Source organism: Metallosphaera javensis (ex Hofmann et al. 2022) (assembly GCF_022064045.1).
In the GTDB taxonomy this organism is placed as follows: Archaea; Thermoproteota; Thermoprotei_A; order Sulfolobales; family Sulfolobaceae; genus Metallosphaera; species Metallosphaera javensis.
On sequence record NZ_JAKNCW010000004.1, the window covers coordinates 38,074 to 53,367 of the forward strand.

The 15,294-nt window shown below is 45.6% G+C and carries 20 protein-coding genes and 2 tRNA genes; 11 read left to right on the forward strand and 11 right to left on the reverse strand.

Annotated elements, in window-relative coordinates; translation table 11 throughout:
* Nucleotide 1: 1 nt before the first annotated feature.
* Entirely contained in the window at nucleotides 2–541 is a 540-nt protein-coding gene (locus L3N51_RS04285) for a DNA replication complex GINS family protein (RefSeq protein ID WP_255776128.1), read from the forward strand.
* A complete protein-coding gene (mcm, locus tag L3N51_RS04290; RefSeq protein ID WP_238025696.1) occupies nucleotides 522–2,582 on the forward strand; it encodes a minichromosome maintenance protein MCM in 2,061 nt (686 codons plus the stop codon). Before L3N51_RS04285 ends, mcm begins: the two co-directional genes overlap by 20 nt.
* Here mcm and L3N51_RS04295 read toward each other — a convergent pair.
* The 4 genes from L3N51_RS04295 to L3N51_RS04310 are packed head-to-tail and all read right to left on the reverse strand — an operon-like array spanning nucleotide 2,579 to nucleotide 4,191.
* A complete protein-coding gene (locus tag L3N51_RS04295; protein ID WP_238025698.1) occupies nucleotides 2,579–2,797 on the reverse strand; it encodes a hypothetical protein in 219 nt (72 codons plus the stop codon). The genes mcm and L3N51_RS04295 overlap by 4 nt on opposite strands.
* Before the next feature lie 41 nt (nucleotides 2,798–2,838).
* Complete coding sequence (locus tag L3N51_RS04300) at nucleotides 2,839–3,171, reverse strand: hypothetical protein (RefSeq protein WP_238025700.1); 333 nt, start codon at nucleotides 3,169–3,171, stop codon at nucleotides 2,839–2,841.
* A 7-nt stretch (nucleotides 3,172–3,178) separates the two neighbouring features.
* Entirely contained in the window at nucleotides 3,179–3,676 is a 498-nt protein-coding gene (locus L3N51_RS04305; RefSeq protein WP_238025701.1) for a CDP-2,3-bis-(O-geranylgeranyl)-sn-glycerol synthase, read from the reverse strand.
* Nucleotides 3,667–4,191 carry an AAA family ATPase gene (locus L3N51_RS04310; RefSeq protein WP_238025703.1) on the reverse strand — a complete coding sequence of 175 codons (525 nt, stop codon included), beginning with the start codon at nucleotides 4,189–4,191 and terminating at the stop codon, nucleotides 3,667–3,669. Before L3N51_RS04310 ends, L3N51_RS04305 begins: the two co-directional genes overlap by 10 nt.
* Before the next feature lie 17 nt (nucleotides 4,192–4,208).
* Here L3N51_RS04310 and L3N51_RS04315 point away from each other — a divergent pair, with 17 nt between their 5' ends.
* The 3 genes from L3N51_RS04315 to tmk are packed head-to-tail and all read left to right on the forward strand — an operon-like array spanning nucleotide 4,209 to nucleotide 6,380.
* Entirely contained in the window at nucleotides 4,209–4,757 is a 549-nt protein-coding gene (locus L3N51_RS04315; protein ID WP_238025704.1) for a hypothetical protein, read from the forward strand.
* A complete protein-coding gene (locus L3N51_RS04320; protein ID WP_238025705.1) occupies nucleotides 4,754–5,740 on the forward strand; it encodes a Clp1/GlmU family protein in 987 nt (328 codons plus the stop codon). The genes L3N51_RS04315 and L3N51_RS04320 overlap by 4 nt, the downstream gene beginning before the upstream one ends.
* 49 nt (nucleotides 5,741–5,789) lie before the next feature.
* On the forward strand, nucleotides 5,790–6,380 hold the full coding sequence (gene tmk, locus L3N51_RS04325) for a dTMP kinase (protein WP_238025706.1): 591 nt from the start codon (nucleotides 5,790–5,792) through the stop codon (nucleotides 6,378–6,380).
* On the opposite strand, the gene L3N51_RS04330 is transcribed toward tmk, so the two are convergent.
* Nucleotides 6,313–6,672, reverse strand: coding sequence for an Sjogren's syndrome/scleroderma autoantigen 1 family protein (locus L3N51_RS04330; protein ID WP_238025707.1), 360 nt, complete (start codon nucleotides 6,670–6,672; stop codon nucleotides 6,313–6,315). The genes tmk and L3N51_RS04330 overlap by 68 nt on opposite strands.
* Before the next feature lie 55 nt (nucleotides 6,673–6,727).
* Here L3N51_RS04330 and L3N51_RS04335 point away from each other — a divergent pair, with 55 nt between their 5' ends.
* Together L3N51_RS04335 and L3N51_RS04340 are read left to right on the forward strand one after the other, a co-directional pair.
* On the forward strand, nucleotides 6,728–6,997 hold the full coding sequence (locus L3N51_RS04335) for a UPF0147 family protein (protein ID WP_012021961.1): 270 nt from the start codon (nucleotides 6,728–6,730) through the stop codon (nucleotides 6,995–6,997).
* Between the two features lie 33 nt (nucleotides 6,998–7,030).
* Nucleotides 7,031–7,115, forward strand: a tRNA-Leu gene (locus tag L3N51_RS04340).
* A gap of 164 nt (nucleotides 7,116–7,279) precedes the next feature.
* On the opposite strand, the gene L3N51_RS04345 is transcribed toward L3N51_RS04340, so the two are convergent.
* Nucleotides 7,280–8,044, reverse strand: a complete 765-nt coding sequence (locus L3N51_RS04345; RefSeq protein WP_425598009.1) for a hypothetical protein — start codon at nucleotides 8,042–8,044, stop codon at nucleotides 7,280–7,282.
* A 63-nt stretch (nucleotides 8,045–8,107) separates the two neighbouring features.
* A tRNA-Ser gene (locus L3N51_RS04350) sits at nucleotides 8,108–8,204 on the reverse strand.
* 530 nt (nucleotides 8,205–8,734) lie between these two features.
* On the opposite strand from L3N51_RS04350, the gene L3N51_RS04355 reads away from it, so the two are divergent.
* From L3N51_RS04355 to L3N51_RS04365, 3 genes are read left to right on the forward strand one after another with little or no spacing between them, the layout of a single operon-like run.
* The gene (locus L3N51_RS04355; RefSeq protein ID WP_238025708.1) at nucleotides 8,735–10,492 is read left to right on the forward strand and encodes a cbb3-type cytochrome c oxidase subunit I; all 1,758 of its coding nucleotides are present in this window, start codon (nucleotides 8,735–8,737) and stop codon (nucleotides 10,490–10,492) included.
* Between the two features lie 44 nt (nucleotides 10,493–10,536).
* Complete coding sequence (locus tag L3N51_RS04360; protein ID WP_238025709.1) at nucleotides 10,537–11,559, forward strand: oxidase; 1,023 nt, start codon at nucleotides 10,537–10,539, stop codon at nucleotides 11,557–11,559.
* Nucleotides 11,560–11,748, forward strand: a complete 189-nt coding sequence (locus L3N51_RS04365) for a hypothetical protein (protein WP_012021957.1) — start codon at nucleotides 11,560–11,562, stop codon at nucleotides 11,746–11,748.
* Here L3N51_RS04365 and L3N51_RS04370 read toward each other — a convergent pair.
* Both L3N51_RS04370 and L3N51_RS04375 read right to left on the reverse strand, forming a co-directional pair.
* Nucleotides 11,709–12,470 (reverse strand): TatD family hydrolase, encoded by a 762-nt coding sequence (locus L3N51_RS04370; RefSeq protein WP_238025710.1) that lies wholly within the window; start codon nucleotides 12,468–12,470, stop codon nucleotides 11,709–11,711. The genes L3N51_RS04365 and L3N51_RS04370 overlap by 40 nt on opposite strands.
* 31 nt (nucleotides 12,471–12,501) lie before the next feature.
* Nucleotides 12,502–12,666 (reverse strand): AbrB/MazE/SpoVT family DNA-binding domain-containing protein, encoded by a 165-nt coding sequence (locus L3N51_RS04375; RefSeq protein ID WP_012021955.1) that lies wholly within the window; start codon nucleotides 12,664–12,666, stop codon nucleotides 12,502–12,504.
* 246 nt (nucleotides 12,667–12,912) lie between these two features.
* Here L3N51_RS04375 and lrs14 point away from each other — a divergent pair, with 246 nt between their 5' ends.
* On the forward strand, nucleotides 12,913–13,311 hold the full coding sequence (lrs14, locus tag L3N51_RS04380) for an HTH-type transcriptional regulator Lrs14 (RefSeq protein WP_012021954.1): 399 nt from the start codon (nucleotides 12,913–12,915) through the stop codon (nucleotides 13,309–13,311).
* Here lrs14 and L3N51_RS04385 read toward each other — a convergent pair.
* Nucleotides 13,294–14,517: an amidohydrolase gene (locus tag L3N51_RS04385; RefSeq protein ID WP_238025711.1), complete on the reverse strand. Its 1,224-nt coding sequence runs from the start codon at nucleotides 14,515–14,517 to the stop codon at nucleotides 13,294–13,296. The two genes, lrs14 and L3N51_RS04385, sit on opposite strands and share 18 nt — an antisense overlap.
* Nucleotides 14,487–15,155, reverse strand: a complete 669-nt coding sequence (locus L3N51_RS04390; protein WP_238025713.1) for a diphthine--ammonia ligase — start codon at nucleotides 15,153–15,155, stop codon at nucleotides 14,487–14,489. Before L3N51_RS04390 ends, L3N51_RS04385 begins: the two co-directional genes overlap by 31 nt.
* Between the last annotated feature and the right edge of the window lie 139 nt (nucleotides 15,156–15,294).

Below are 15,294 nucleotides of genomic sequence, written 5' to 3' on the forward strand. Positions count from 1 at the left end.
CTTGATCACTGCAAAGTACAGGGCTCTTGGAAGGCTTGTCAAGACTTGGAAGAGAAGGGTGGAGGTTCTAGATGACATTACGGCTATTGACCTTGGAATGGAAGAGATCAAACTGGTGAAGGGAAACCAGTCAGAGTTACCCTCTTGGCTGATAGAGGTCTTGGAAACTGAAGGATATGTATCCCAGATTCCCCTTACCATAGAGGAGATATCCAAGTACCTTTATCAAGAGAAGCAGAACGCTACCGTACCGGGATCCCTAGTTCAAATACCATGGGATTTCTACATCAGAGCAAAATACACTCTGAGAAAATTATCTGGGAGTAGCTCCCCCAGCGAGCTGGAGAACTACAGAAGGTTATCTTACATGGTTAACGAGTTGCAACGTCTAAGGATGAGGAAAATAGTGCAATTGGCTAGCCTGAACGTATCTGACCAAATCCTTATAAACAGGATGACCCCAGAGGAAAATTTGGTATTTCAGGATTTGAGACGTTCACTTACCATGATAGGTGAAGGTGATGGAAACTCAGCAGTTTGACTTGGGCGAAAGACTGGAGGAGTTCATCAGAACCTCCAGGGATAAGGATGGAAACCTGAAATATGTTCAGCAGATTAATGAGATACTGGCATTTAGGAAAAGGAGCCTAGTTATTGACTTCAATGATATCTACCAGTTCGATGAGAGACTGGCCACCGAAATAATAAACAGTCCCCTGTCAACTCTGCCTATTCTTGAGGACAGGATCCTCAAGTTACTGGGGGAGCAGGATCCTCAATTCGTGACTGAGGTCCAGAGAGTTCACCTTAGACTGGTAAACGTTCCAAGACTAGTGGAACTGCGCAGGATAAGGAGTTCAGAGATAAACAAGATTGTTGTGGTGGAGGGAATACTCACAAAGCAGACCCCTATCAAGGAGCGGGCATACAGGATTGTTCTAAAGCATACCCATCCTGAGTGCAACGCCGAGTTCAGGTGGCCAGAAGATGAGGAAATGGACGAAACCATAAAGATGCCCTCAGTGTGCCCTGTCTGTGGCAAGCCAGGCCAGTTCGATATCATCCCCCAGAAGGCAGAGTTGACAGACTGGCAAAGGGTAATAATACAGGAGAGACCAGAGGAGGTACCACCTGGGCAAATTCCTAGACAGCTGGAGGCCGTGTTTGAGGATGATCTGGTGGATTCTGCAAGGCCAGGGGATAGGGTCAGGTTCACTGGAATACTCATGATAAAACAAGACTCCTTCCTTAGGAAGGGAAGCAGGTCCATATTTGATATTTACCTGAAGGTTATCAACGTAGAGATCTCTCAGAAGGTATTGGACGAGGTGGAGATAACCGAGGAGGATAGGAAAAAGATAGAAAATATGGCCAAAAACCCCTGGATAAGGGAGGCCATAATATCCTCTATAGCTCCCTCTATCTACGATCACTGGGAAATCAAGGAGGCCATAGCCTTGGCCCTCTTTGGTGGGGTATCAAGGGTAATGGAGGACGGAACAAGGACAAGGGGGGATATACATGTATTGATCATAGGCGATCCTGGTACAGCAAAGTCACAGATTCTTCAGTTTGCGGCAAGGGTGTCGCCTAGGTCCGTGTACACCACGGGTAAGGGAGCTACTGCGGCCGGTCTAACCGCGGCTGTGGTGAGAGAGAAAAACACGGGTGATTACTATCTGGAGGCCGGTGCACTGGTCCTCGCCGACGGAGGTATAGCAGTCATAGATGAAATAGATAAGATGAGGGAGGAGGACAGGGTAGCCATACACGAGGCAATGGAGCAACAGACCGTATCCATTGCCAAGGCAGGAATACTAGCTAAGCTTAACGCTAGAGCTACAATTATAGCTGCCGGAAACCCGAAGTTCGGGAGATACATTCAGGAGAGGGCGGTGGCGGAAAATATAGAACTTCCGCCCACGATCCTCTCAAGGTTTGATCTCATCTTTATCTTGGTGGATAAACCCGGTTCTGAGGACCAGAACCTGGCGAACCACATCTTGGATATGCATGGAGGGAAGGAAGTGAGAAACTTCATTCCTGTAGAGGACCTGAAGAAATACATTGCCTTCGCTAGAAAGTTCGTTAATCCAAAGTTGAATGATGAGGCAAAACAACTCTTGGCCGACTTTTACGTGGAGATGAGAAGGAAAAGTAGCGAAAATCCCAGTTCACCCATACTCATTACTCCTAGGCAATTGGAGGCACTCATAAGGATTACAGAGGCCTATGCCAGAATGGCTCTGCGTTTAGAGGCCACAAGGGAGGACGCAGAGAGGGCCATCAATATCATGAGAATATTCCTTGAGAAAGTGGGAATAGACGTCGAGTCCGGTTCCCTGGATATAGACACCATAATGACCGGGAAGCCCAAGAGCGCTAGGGAGAAGATGGTAAAGATAATGGAGATTATAGAACAGCTTTCTAACGACAAGGGATGCGCAAAGCTTAAGGAGGTAGTGAAGGAAGCGGAAAGGGAAGGAATAGAGAAGAGTAGCGCGGAAAAGATAATTTCGGACATGAAGAAAAGTGGCCTGATTTATGAAGCATCAACAGAATGCTTCAAGAAAGTTTCCTAGGCGGATCTCTTGTATATCTCCAGTGGTGTCCAGAGAACCCACGAGGGCACTGCCTTAATTAATTCGTATGCTTCCTCCCATCCAGCCAAGTTAAGCTCCTTAGCTACACCCTCAAGGGTGAGCAAGGTCCTTGCGTATCTGTTAAGAACTGAAACTGCATTTTCGTCTATTGTGACCTCCTTTCCCGTGGAAAGTTTTACCTTAATCGTTTCCATGATTCGAAAGAATGATGTGTTGCCTAAAATAACTTTCTCTTCTAGATGTTGTGTATTATGTTGTTAACGCTGGACACGCCATACAGTTCCCAGACTATTATGGATAGAATTAAGACGGAGAAGATGATGGTAAAGGCCCCAAGTTCAACCTGCTTTCTTTCTAGGAGGAAAGTTCCGGCCAGCAACATGCCCACCAGTATTATTCCCAGCACCAGGTATCCTCCGTTGGTGGGACCTCCCTGAGAATAGGTTATGGGAGAGATATAGTAGGGAATGGCCAGAACTCCTGCGATTCCAACTATCAGGATTATTACAAGGATTATTGTTACATAGGTTTCAAGAATTTGCGACAGAGTTCTTTGCGGATTTACCATAATACAATTACCACGGCACGCTTTTTATTCTTAATCGAAATGCTGCCATGTTGGTGAGGACGTGAGCCACGAAGGCGACAACTATAACCAAGAGAAACTGGTACACTGTCACTGAAAGTCCCACCGGATATGCCAGCATCGTGGATCCAAAAATGAAGTCCAGTTGATCCAGGAAAAGGGCTCTTCCTCCTCGGGGTATATTCATCCTTCTCTTGATGAAAGCTCCCACCATGTCCCCCACCATGGCCCCTAGAGATTCCATGAAGGAGATCAGGATCCAGTGCGTACCCAGGAAAGAGGAAAGAACAACGCCCACAGTGGTACCATAGGTTAATCCCATTATTAAACCCTCAAAGGTCTTACCGTCTCCAAGAATCCTCCTGCCGTCAAGAAAATTTTTCCCAAAGTCTATCGGACTTCCCCTTTTAACCATGGGCCCAGATCCGTTGGCCACAAAGGCTGGGAGATAATAAACTAAACCCAGCAGTAACTCCACTAGGTACATCCCATTACCCCATTCTCCCTTATGGCGAATTTACATCTTCTACCGTTGCCAATTATGTACCTTCCAGTTGTCCTGAAGACGTCATCCGAGTAGAAGGTCATGATCTTATGTCCGCTCACCCTGTTATTGGTGGACATTTCCCAGGTCATGAGCACTCTTCCCCTGGCTAACTTAAGCAGGTTTAGTGTCATCAGAAACTGAGAGACTTTTCTGTTTATCCTATAAAATCTGTTTATGGCATCAATCGCGATAACTCTTGGGTCCATCTCAACGGCCTCTATTATAGCCATGAAAAGCTCGTATTCCCCGCTTACGTCCACAAACATGCCACTCCATCTACCCTTTATCCTACCCTTGTATTCATGACCGGTGGTGGAGATGAACACCCCGTCGCCTATCTCCTTGATCACGTGAAGTGCCAGTGCAGTTTTCCCTGTTCCGGAACCGCCAAATACTGAGATAATACTACCTCTATTGAAAAGGAAATCTATTACTGATAAATGTTTATATCCCACTAATATGTGCTATATTTGTGAAAGATAAAAAGGTAGTCCTCAAGCTCGAGGACCCTAAACTTTTCACCGTGTTGTACAAGAGGCTCAAGAGCTTAGGGGTGAACGTATCCTCGGATTCAGGTGCCCTGATTGTCTCGGACTCTGGGGCAGGCGACATACCCGTTTCCAGTGCTGTGGATCCCTCGGATACTGTAGTATCCATCTACCTAAAACTGCTGAACAAGGAGAGGTTTGATGAGCTACTCATTGGCATCGACACCAATCAGGACAGGTTAACTCTGGCAGTGGTAGCAGATGGAGAGCTTGTGGAGTCAGAGGAACTGGAACTAGAGGAAACTCCAGGTTATATCATGGGGGTGATTGAGCGATATCCGCACAGAAGGGTTTACATAGGTGTTGGAGTGGGAAATGGCGGAGGAAGGCGCGCATACGAATATCTCAGGAGATATTTCCCATATGCCAAGAAGGTTAATGAGTCCCGAACCAACTACAGGACCCCATATGTTTCCATTAAGGATAAGGACCTAAGGGCCGCTTACGTTATTGCTCTCAGGTCTACCACATGAGGGTTCCCCCGCACACGTACGTAATCATGAGAGGCCCGTGTGAGGTCAGAGTTAACAGAGGAGAGATCAGCATACTTGGGCTAAGCCAGGAGATTTACCTGATTCCAGAGACCACGTTCACGGTCCATAGTGAGAGGGGAGCTGAGATTGAGTCCGACTGTGAAACGCTACTCGTATCACCGTCCGCTGGATGGGAGAACGTCGCGGAACTCATTTCTGCGACGGGAGGAAGGGTTATAGTGGTGGGAGAGCAGGATTCCGGAAAAAGCTACTTTTCAAGGATGCTGTACAATCTAACCGGCAATTTCGCCTACGCTGACCTAGACGTGGGTCAGTCTAGCCTTTTCCTTCCGTCATTCATTTCCATGATAGAGGGAAGTAAACTCTGGTTTCAAAATCCACTCTCCTTCTCTAGGGCTGAGTTCTTTGGGGATATCTCGCCATCAAGGGCCCCAGGCTTGCATTTAGAGCTTTCGTTGAAGCTGATCAGGGATATTGGAAACCTGGTCGTGGACACGGACGGCTGGACTAGATCCTCGGGTGTGGGACACAAGAGAAAAATAATTGAGCTCACGGATCCAGATTACGTTATAGCCTTGGGTACTGAGTCGCTGAGGCTTATCCCAAGAGAGTACAGGCAGAGAACTATCCTGCTTAGAACCCCTCAAATCAGGTTCAGGAAGACAAGAATCAACAGGCGGAACAACAGGAGAGAGCTCTATCAGAGATATTTCACAAAAGCTAGGGAAATAAAGGTGAACGGATTCGGAGGAAGGCTGGGGATTACTGGAAACTCCTGCTATCTTAATAACTATCTCAACGGCCTCATGACTGCCGTCATCATAAATGAAAGGATAGTTGGTGCAGGCCTTATGAAGGTAGACGACGAGCTCCTCATCAGGACGCCAGTACCCTTTTTCGATGATTTCGTCCCAGGCTTTATTTCATTGGATGAGGGATGGATGGAACGCAGATTAACCTAGGATTGAGGGGCCCCTCTCTTAAATAATTCATGGAGGCAAACATGATTTAATGAAACTAGTTGTCATAGAGGGCATCGATGCATCTGGCAAGACCACGTTAGCTACCAAGCTCGCCGAATCGCTTTCCCCTAGGTTCAGAGTATTACTTACTCAAGAACCTTTCACTGACGATATTAAGCAACTTCTTGAGAAGTATAAGTGGAATGACCAAGTGCTCCTGGCCCTACTATTCTCCGCGGACAGAAGAATTCACGTGAAGTGGATGGAGTCGCAGAACGTTGATCTAATCATTAGCGATAGATATTTCTTCTCGACGCTGGCATATCAGGGGGTTGGGGCGGATCAGGAATGGCTTGAATCTCTTAGCTCAATCTTTCCCCTTCCGAGCCTCACAATACTCCTTGACGTGCCAGTATCTGTTGCACTGGAGAGACTCAGGAGTAAACGCGACTCCCTAGATTTTGAGGAAAAGAGAAGATCGCTGGATCGGGTGAGGGAGAACTACCTGTCCCTGTCCAAGAGATATAACTTCAAGGTACTGGATGGAACTCTTCCCTTGGAAAAACTCCTGTCTATTTCTCTTGAGTTTGTGCGAGATCTCTTATCCTCTTCAACCTCTCCAAGGAGTCCAGATACCTGATCAGCTGGACAATTACCTCAGAGTTCATGGGATCGTTCTTCAACTTCTCCACAACGACGGACATGGAGTCAACTAGGATCTGCTCCGTGTAATCCAGCGATATTCCACGCTTCAGCTTTTTCTCTTCCTCTTCATCTCTAGCTATTATTACCCTCCCGTGAACGGGGCACACTATCTCCCCATTCTTCAACTTATAAAGAGGGCTGTTGCATAGAGGGCACGACTCGCTTAACATGGTCGCGCCTTGCCTCAAAAGTTCCGCTGCTCTTTTTACGCTCTGTTCCGAAGACATTAAATTCAGCATAAACCTAAATTTGGTAACATAAAAAGTATATCGGGTGAAAATGTTGGCAACCCTTTATGACAATGAGGCGAAGATTAAGCAAGCAATAGTTCTGCTTCAGAAGGTGGTTAATGACACAAGCGTTCCCAGAAACATTAGGAGAGCCGCTAGCGACGCAATAAGAAACCTTCAGGATCCGTCATTAAGCCCGGCAGTTAGGGCAGCTAATGCGACGGCGATACTGGACGAAATAAGTCAAGATCCAAACATGCCTTCACAGACTAGGATTTCCATCTGGAACGTTGTTTCGATTCTCGAGACCATAAGAGACTAGTTTTTTAAAGTGCGCGTTTTAAGAGAGTGTTGAGCGGGGGTGCCCGAGCTAGGCCAAAGGGGGTAGGCTTAGGCCCTACTGGAGCAGTCCTGCGCGGGTTCAAATCCCGCCCCCCGCATGTTCATGTCACAGTTCTTACTAGTAATGAAGGCGAGGCAAGTTAATACCCTCAACCAGAGAGTGAGCTTTCCCCAACTGGAAAGTCTACTCCTCCCTGTGTAACGGATCCGAGCGCAAAATCATGACATGGGTTCAGCAGAGTTATGCGAGAACATCATGGCCTTACTGGTCAGTTCCTCCGGCAGCTTTTACTTCTTCAGGTTCCTCATACCATTTTACCTTTTCGCCGACTTTTGCCCTAAGTTTCCATTTCATGGACTTAGGATGAGATTCAATTAGTTTCATAATAGTCTCCAGCTTATCAAGAATAACCTTTCCATATTCTTGAGGAATGGAAGAGAGAAACTCTCTCATTCTATCGAAGTTTATTGTAAAGGTTTTGTAGAAACCCCAGTCATCTGACAGGAGTTCAGCAATATAATTGGAGTCCAATTCCTTATCATAGTCCCTATTCGACACCTTAAACTCATAAAGCAGTGCTGCTATGTCCTTTCTATCGTTCTCGGTGAGATTCACGATTTGCATCTTGGTCAGGAGGAGGTCCGATGGGGGTATGGAAGGTGAATAGAGCTTAAGCCTATCCTTCAAAATCAGTTTGTGACACATTACAAACTCGTCTAGGAAGACGTCTACGTTTGTGTTGAGAACAGGGTCGAAGAATAAAAGGCGATTATATCCGTGTAAGGCGTTAAATCTCTTGTCCGGCTCCATTCCCAGTTTCTGGAGGAGATCAATAATAGCCTTCCTTTGCGAGGATAGACCAAAGTAATCAGCGTCCTTATACGTTCTCGGGAAAAGAGTAGCTCCCTCTGGTGCTATAGCAGCAACAGCTGCACCCCCTATTAGCCTTAATGTGAGGCCTTGTTCATTTCCTGCATTTACTACCTCCAATGCCCTTTTCAAGAGAATTGATTTGTCTACTGGGATGAAACTACACCCATGTACAGGAGTGAAAAATGGTTTATTATTGTTGCATGTCAACGTGAGAGGCGCCGGGAGTGGGATTTGAACCCACGCGGGGTTTCCCCCAACGGCTACCTGCATAGATTAGCAGGCCGCCGCCCTAACCAGGCTAGGCGATCCCGGCACTATGTAAAAAGAGAAACACGATTAAAAAACTTTCACGATGATACTTCGCGTCTCAACAGGTCTTCCGAGAAATAATATCATACAAGATGTTGGGAACCACACGATCTGCACATTAGATTAGAATAAAGATAAAGAAATATCTTTTACCAACACTCAGCAGGATACCAAACCTCTCATGTGTAAGCTCAAGGTTAGAATTTCGGTATTGCTCAAGACAGATTATCGACGTGATAAAGAGTTACCAAATAACGTCTGCAGTCAAGCTACGGTTCACATTGTTGGGTTTAACATGTATCAGAGTCCATTTATTCAAGTCTTACATCCCCTCCAGTCTGACACCTGTCAAGTATTGGACAATACCAGAATCAATTGCCTAAAACAGAGATCTATTTAAGGTTTATCAAACTCTATTAACTAAATTTAATTAGTAGATAATTCTGGGATAAACTATGTTAAAATCAATATCCGTCGTTCTACTAAAAATAAGGATAAGAATTAAGCTCTACATGACTATCATTGTGAATTGATATGGGACTCAAGGAGTTTGTTGTCTCGCTGTTCCAATTAGACAAGGATTGGACTACTAGGATTGTTATGGCAATGCTAGTCATGGGAGTAATTTGGGGATTGCTGGGAGTAATAGATTCTCTCATGGTGAGGATCCAGGAAACCATGTGGGGGTTAAGCGGTACTCTTGTGTTCACCCCACAGGAGTATTTCGCGAGTATAACACTACATGCCGAGAGGGACCTGTTTGGGTTCGCCCAGCAGGTGATATACGCTATCTTCATCTACTTCACCATAAAGCTTCTCAATCTCCAACCTAGGGCCAAGTGGTTGCTCAACATTTCCTTCATTCTAATCAACATTTCCATGATGTTCATGGAGGGCCCAATAGTAATAGCCCCAACTTTTAATGACAATTACTTCAGCGCTACTGACTGGTACTATATATCTCCCATGGGGATACCTAACTACTCCAACTACGTTGTATCTCCTCTCTTCTTCTATGGCTGGCTTCTTCTAGATGCTTTCACTTATCTAGCTGGCATTTGGATCGTCTATCATTACTACATTGCATCCAAGCAGCTTAAGGAGAAACTACCCGTCCCCCTGGTATTTTTCCTCATGAATACGCTGCTTTTCATGATAGGGTATTCCGGGGTGACCGCGGCAGACGTATGGGATGTACTGGCTTTCTACAACCTAGTGCCTCTCAACGCTATTGCTAACCAGATAGCCTTCTGGATTTTCGGGCATGCAGTGGTATACATGGCGTGGATGCCTGCAGTTGGCGCCTTGTATCTACTTATACCAACTCTAGCTAACAAGCCTCTCTACAGCGACAGAATGGGTAGGATCTCCGCTCTTCTCTATCTAATATTCTCCAATAATGTTCCTATCCATCACCTGTACATGGTTAACCTTCCAGTTTCTATCAAGATATTACAGGAAGTTCTCACGTATGCTGTGGTCGTTCCCTCAATGCTAACGTTCTTCAATCTATGGGCCACGGTAAAAGGTGCGCAGGTCAAGTTTAACGTGATAACCGCATTTACGGTAACCTCCTTCTCGGGTGCCATAGCTGCGGGAGTTACGGGTATATCCAATGCGACCATTGCATTTGACGCAATTGTTCACAACACTGACTGGGTGGTCTCTCACTTCCATGCAATGATATTGCTCTCAATTGTCCCGGCCGCAATGGCAGTGCTCTACTTCATGATACCCATGATGACGGGAAAGCAGTGGTTCTCATCCAAGATGGCATGGCTTCACTGGATAGGTTACGTGCTTGGATCAGTTCTCTTCATAGTAGGCTATGAGTTGCAGGGATTTGAGGGCCTTGTGAGAAGGGCAGAGATTTATCCAAGAGTTCCATCTCTAGTTACTGCAGAAGTGATATCAACTGTTGGTGCTGTTATTGCGGAGCTAGCCACACTGGTCTGGTTCCTTAATCTAGTTTTAACCTTAGTCAAGGGCAGAAACATGAACTTGGAGGGAGTAGGTCTTGGCCAACTCATTGGAACCGTGGGAGCAGCTCTGGAGTGGAATGGAGAAAATATTAATATCCCAAGTTTATTCAGTAAAAACATGATAAAGAAAGGATTGAGCGGTCTGTGGACGCTGGGAATAGTGGGCGCACTGATCATAGTAGTTAGCATGTTCCCGCTGGCCTTCTCCGGCAACACCTACAATGCCATGCCTTGGGTGTGGATAGTTCTGCTGTCCATAGGGATAGTACTGATCTCCTACCCCGTATTAAAGGGAGCCAAAAGTTTATGATCATGTTTTTTTAATTTCGTGTGTTTTTAGTTGAGGTGATAAAAATGGACAAAAAGGAGAAATATGAGTTGGCTTGGGCTTTATTCGTGATTATTTTATTCGCTGTTGTTATAGTTGGTACTCTCCCTCAGGACTTCACAGTGGGAGGAGTTCCCAATACACTCTCAGTTCTGAGCAAGGTGTCGTCTCAGGATATTATCAACACTAGGATAGTAGCGGAACAATACGTATTCAAGGCTCAGGAAAGTGGTGCAGTTAATGCTCAGGAACTGGGATCCCCAGTTCTCTATAACCTGATAGTGGCTCATCCAGGCGACTGGCTGAACCTTACCATCACTTCCGCTGACGTTACAGGAAACTTCTACTTCCCGGACTACGCGGACCAGGTAGTGGACGACCAGATAGTTCCCGGGCTAACCACTTACGATGCATTGAGGGTGCCCAATATTACAGGACCCTTCGTTTTCCTCAATGGTGAATATAACGGGCCATGGTTCAGCTATCAGGAGGGCGAACTGCTAGTCCTTCCCACAAACGGTTACTTCTCTTCAACCTCAATTTCACAGCTACAAGCCCAAGACACTAGAGCTCAGACTAATGGTTTAGTAGGAGATCCCTACAATCCGCCCATAGTAACAATAAACGGACCAGTCACCCTAGTCACGGATAAGTACGGTTTGTTCAACAGCTCTGTTCCAGGTCCAACACTGGTAGCTCAGGCAGGCAAACAGGTGACTCTCAACCTGGTGTTCACCACTCCCGCCAGCGACCACAATTACCTGTACAACTACTCGTCCAGCGGTGTTGCCAGTCCCGTGTCCAACGTGATGGTTGGAGTCTATGCAGTCTGGTGGAACGGTACCATAACTCCGGTCGCTCAAAAGCCCATAACCTACAGCACTCCAATAACCTTCACCTTCAACGCAACGGCCCCTGCATACGTGTATGGAATAGTTACCCCAGTCTACAACGTCTATAATCCCCAGGGAATGTCCAACAATTTCATAGGACAGGATAAGGGCTACGTCATGGGAGCCTGGGGGACAATTCTTGTGGAGGGGAGCTAAATGGTGAGCTTCTTCAAGCTATTGGGTATAGGCTACGTACTGGCCATTCTCCTCCTTGTCTGGGAGCTCGTAGATATAACCCTACACTCAGCGGCAGCGCCTTACACAGGCCTGTTTACGGCCATGGCATTCCTGGGATTCATAGCATTCTATCTATTCGTCAGATTCGCTCCCAGCGAGGAGAAATGAGGTCCAAGTAACCTCCTGAAGTTATTCATAATTTTTTCTTCAATTTCCTCTCTTTTTGCTTTCCTTATTTCTGTGAGGGTTTCAATGGTTATCCTTACGTTACAGGGTTCATTTCTGCTCTTGTCAGGTCCCATGAAAGGTGAATCGGTCTCTGTGAGAATGTGATCCTCATGCACATGCTTCGCTATCTCTCTTCTCCCCTTGTCCCTTACGATTATAGGTGGAAAAGACACGAAGCCACCCAATTCCACGATCTTTAAAGCATCCCTTACACTGCCCTCATACCCGTGAATTGCAAACCTCACCCCATAACTGGGGACTAGGTCCAGAATCTCCCTCATTCCACCCCTAGAATGGATTATGAGAGGTTTATTTTGAGCCTGTCCCAGTTGCATGAAAATCTCTAAAACCTCTCTCTGCTTTTTCCTCAAAGTCTCATCCTTAATCCAGAAGTAATCTAAACCAACTTCACTGATTATGGGAGCAATGTTCACCAATGCCTTTATTTGTTCCAGTTCCTGCTCAACCCTTTCTATGAATTCAGGATGAAAACCAATCGCAGGTATAACATTTCTATATCTCTTAGATAATTCCAGCGTAGTTAAGTTAGTGGTAAGGTCCACACCAGCATTCACAATCAGAATCTCGCACCTGGAGAGAACTTGATCTCTGTCGGAATCAAACTCTTTCACATCAATATGAGCGTGAGCATCTAGAAGCATAAAAAAGATTAAAAATTTTGAAGATTAAAAATTATTTCCACGGCTCCCCCATTATGGAAATCTTTACAGCATTTTCCTTCTCGTCATAGATTACCTTTACAAGATCCCCTTCCTTTATCTGGAATTTTTGCCTGATCTTTGCAGGAATCGTTACTTGATAATTCCTGCTGACCTTTACTATCTCTTCAACTTCCATTTAGATCACTATGATACCTATCTATTGGAAGAGGTATATAAATCTTTTCTAAATGTGTAATTAAATGTTCTAGGTCTTTAAGTGAGAATATGGTCTCTAGTGGAAGAATTCACATAATTATATTTACTCCTATTATCTCTTATTTTGTATAACGCCTTTTCTCCAAGGGGTAGTTCAAATGATATCCATAAATCGTTAGGAAAAAATATATATAGCTCGTGATTACATTCTTTATTTGTGGTTATAATGTCTCAAAGTCAGATAAGTGGAGCTAGAATAAAACTACCTTCAGGGAAAGATGCTGGTTTAGTAGATATACTCTCCTTTTGTTACGGATTGTCCGAGACTGACGTTCAGGTTTTGATGGGGTTAATGAGGGGAGGAGCCAGAGGAACTGAGGAACTGGAAAAGGAACTGAAGCTGTCCAAGGCTTCAATAAACAGGAGCCTTAACAAGTTGCTTGAAATGAACCTAGTCATGAGGATTAAGGAGCCAGGAAATAAGGCTGGAAGGCCTAGATATCTTTACAAGGCGAAGGAGTATAACGACCTCAAGGGAAAAATGTTGAGCGATATAAGAGATTGCTCAGAGAAGATGGCTGAACTTGTTAACCAGGAATTCAAGCCCTTAGAGGTAAAAGCTTAACTTCTCCAGGAGTTTCTTTAACCTTTCCTTAAAGTCATTCTTTTGATATACCACTTTTCCTTGAATTATCACCTTTTCAACTTCTCTGGGAGGGTTGTAAACCAGGTGGGAGAGGAGCCTCTCTCTTACCAGGGGGTATAGATCATCCTTATTGAGCAGGACAAGGTCAGCAACGTATCCCGGCTTGATCCCTCCACCACGTATGCCCAACATCTTGTACCCGTTGATGGTTGAAGCCTTAAACACGTCAGTAGCCGTTATCCCCGTGGACCAGTAGTTATGTCTCTGAAGTAAAACAGCCGTCTTCATCTCATGGAACATGTTGAGCGAGTTATTACTTGCCGCGCCATCAGTTCCTATGGTAACGTTGAGTCCCTGATCCAATGCCTCCTTCATGGGAAAAGCTCCTCCGGTGGCAAGTTTCATGTTGGATGTGGGACAGTGTGTTATTGCGATGGACCCCCTTAGATAGTTTAGCTCCCATGATGTTACCCATCCCAGGTGGACCCCATGCACATGCGGAACTAGGCCTTCCCTGTGTATTAACTCAACCGGGAACATTCCATACTTCTTCTTGATCTGAAATACCTCTTCCCTAGTCTCTGAGAGGTGAATGTGAAGATGGTATTCTTGAGTCAGGCTATCCCTTAACTCCCTGAGTTTCTTGAGTTCTGTAGCATAGAGGCTATGAACGTTCACTATGGGCCTGAAGAGCTCGCTCTCCTCCAGTCCTTTCATTTCCCTTATGGTTTCATCTACACTCTTCTCCCGCATGAGTGTAGGTCCAGCCATCGCCCTTATCCCGTATCTGGTTGCGAGATCCCTGACCTGGTCAGGGTTGAAATACATGTCCACGAACGCTGTGGTTCCGGAGGAAAGCATTTCAATTACTGCCAGTTCTGAACCTAAGGCCATGATCTCCCTTGTAAGTTTCCTTTCCTCTTCCCACATTCTGGCCAACCATTCGTGGAGCTCACCATCGTCGAATACGCCCCTCAGAACCGTCATGGCCGAATGAGTATGAGCGTTGACCAGACCGGGTATCACAACGTACTCACTGCAATCCAGCTCGTCTCCCTCAACCTCCCTGCCCACGTATTTTATGTAACCATTATCAATCACAATGTTAGTTGATCTCAAGATCTGATCGTGATCTAGGGCAAAGGAGCAGTTCCTTAACGTATATGTTCTATTCGATATTCCCACTCAAATTCGCCTAGTTTAACAGCCTTACCTTCCACAATTAATTTTCTTTTGAACAGCGGTGCGTTAATCACAAAGGTCTCAGCCTCACCTCCTTCAAAAGCTGGATTGAACCCGAACTTCCTGGACCTTTCCACTATCCTCTCCACGTCCTCCATCGTGATCACCTTTCCCACCAGTTCAAAGGGAAAGCCATACGCCGTGGCAGAGGTTATGATGAACTCAAATCCGTATTCAATGAGCTCTTTCATATAACGTTCCTGGTCCTTTCTCCACAGGGGAGAGTACACCTTCAGGTCCAGCTCGTCCGCTAGCATATTGATGTTCATTCTCTGGTAGTCAGACAACAGCGCGCCAGTGACTATACCCATGGCTCCCCTGGACTTGACCGTTTTCAGTGCCATTCTGAGGTCAGATAGTTCAGCATCTTTTTCCCCTGATGACCTTACAGTAACGAGCGGGATCCCCAAGACCTCCGCCTGATATTCTGTTAGCTCTACGTTATTGTACTGAAACATCCAGGAATCCTTTCTTTTGGGTAGAATGGTCACCAGACACTCTACTTCGAATCCCTTCAGTATAGCCCAGTGCAGAGCAAAAGTACTATCTTTTCCACCCGAAAAAAGGGAACAAACTTTCATAACAAAAAAGAGCTAACTTTTAATATATTAAGCGTACTTCTACCTCATTATTTCTTCTTTTCGCCAGACTGCTGTGGCTGGCCTTGTGCCTGTCCCTTCTTCTCCTTTCCCTTTGCCATTAGGGATCTGATTTAATAGT

What these genes read in the sequence shown, in the direction of transcription:
- mcm (WP_238025696.1), top strand. Translation starts at nt 522, where the DNA reads ATGGAAACTCAGCAGTTTGACTTGGGCGAAAGACTGGAGGAGTTCATC.
- L3N51_RS04390 (WP_238025713.1), bottom strand. Translation starts at nt 15,155, where the DNA reads ATGAAAGTTTGTTCCCTTTTTTCGGGTGGAAAAGATAGTACTTTTGCT.
- L3N51_RS04305 (WP_238025701.1), bottom strand. Translation starts at nt 3,676, where the DNA reads ATGTACCTAGTGGAGTTACTGCTGGGTTTAGTTTATTATCTCCCAGCC.
- L3N51_RS04330 (WP_238025707.1), bottom strand. Translation starts at nt 6,672, where the DNA reads ATGTCTTCGGAACAGAGCGTAAAAAGAGCAGCGGAACTTTTGAGGCAA.
- L3N51_RS04295 (WP_238025698.1), bottom strand. Translation starts at nt 2,797, where the DNA reads ATGGAAACGATTAAGGTAAAACTTTCCACGGGAAAGGAGGTCACAATA.
- L3N51_RS04370 (WP_238025710.1), bottom strand. Translation starts at nt 12,470, where the DNA reads ATGCTTCTAGATGCTCACGCTCATATTGATGTGAAAGAGTTTGATTCC.
- L3N51_RS04355 (WP_238025708.1), top strand. Translation starts at nt 8,735, where the DNA reads ATGGGACTCAAGGAGTTTGTTGTCTCGCTGTTCCAATTAGACAAGGAT.
- lrs14 (WP_012021954.1), top strand. Translation starts at nt 12,913, where the DNA reads ATGTCTCAAAGTCAGATAAGTGGAGCTAGAATAAAACTACCTTCAGGG.
- L3N51_RS04320 (WP_238025705.1), top strand. Translation starts at nt 4,754, where the DNA reads ATGAGGGTTCCCCCGCACACGTACGTAATCATGAGAGGCCCGTGTGAG.
- tmk (WP_238025706.1), top strand. Translation starts at nt 5,790, where the DNA reads ATGAAACTAGTTGTCATAGAGGGCATCGATGCATCTGGCAAGACCACG.
- L3N51_RS04360 (WP_238025709.1), top strand. Translation starts at nt 10,537, where the DNA reads ATGGACAAAAAGGAGAAATATGAGTTGGCTTGGGCTTTATTCGTGATT.
- L3N51_RS04300 (WP_238025700.1), bottom strand. Translation starts at nt 3,171, where the DNA reads ATGGTAAATCCGCAAAGAACTCTGTCGCAAATTCTTGAAACCTATGTA.
- L3N51_RS04365 (WP_012021957.1), top strand. Translation starts at nt 11,560, where the DNA reads ATGGTGAGCTTCTTCAAGCTATTGGGTATAGGCTACGTACTGGCCATT.
- L3N51_RS04375 (WP_012021955.1), bottom strand. Translation starts at nt 12,666, where the DNA reads ATGGAAGTTGAAGAGATAGTAAAGGTCAGCAGGAATTATCAAGTAACG.